Origin of the sequence: Acinetobacter sp. NIOH-H-8, assembly GCF_046635365.1 — a bacterium.
Taxonomy (GTDB): Bacteria; Pseudomonadota; Gammaproteobacteria; order Pseudomonadales; family Moraxellaceae; genus Acinetobacter.
The window spans coordinates 1-645 of record NZ_JBHDVN010000123.1 but is presented as its reverse complement, the minus strand read 5'-3'; the positions used below and the strand labels follow the sequence as shown (position 1 = coordinate 645).

Here is a 645-nt window from a genome sequence, read left to right as displayed (position 1 = left end):
TGTAAAAGAAAGTTAAGTCGAAGGCTTTAAAATGGTTTTCAAGCTTTTTGGAGAAATTACAACTTCTTCTAAAACCACGCCTTATTCGATGCCTTATTTTGCAATTATTACCTTCAATTCCTACAGTAAATAACTTACCAATACTTTGCTTGCAGTTTTTAAAAGCAGTGATGAAACTGTCCCAATGATCACTTGCAATTCGGGTGTAGTGAATACCTAATTGTTTAAGCTTTGTCTTCAACCTTTGGACTGTAGCTAAATCTCTCTTACCCCAAACATAAGCAACAATCTCACCTGTTTCTCGATGGTAGGCGTAAATAAGCCATTGTTTATTATTTTTATTTCCAACGAAAGTCCAGAATTCATCTACTTCGAGAGATTCATAATGACTTTGTTTAGGCTGAATTTGATAGGCCGATTCAGTTAAAGTCCGTAAGACTTTACCGATACTAATGCGCTCAACTTCAGCGATATCTCGTATACCGCTGCCTCTGACCATTAACTGTAATATTTTACGAGTAATGCCAGAATTACATCCTAGATAGCTCAGAGCATGGTCACCAATAAACTGACGTTTGCAGTCTTTGCATTGGTAGTTTTGTTTCCCATCTACTTTGATGCCATTTTTCTTTATACTGTCACTGA

1 protein-coding gene is annotated in these 645 nt (G+C 36.4%); it reads right to left on the bottom strand.

Annotated elements, in window-relative coordinates:
• Window positions 1-645: IS1 family transposase (locus ACEWB7_RS17345; protein ID WP_411581005.1), on the bottom strand; the 645-nt coding region annotated here is incomplete at both ends.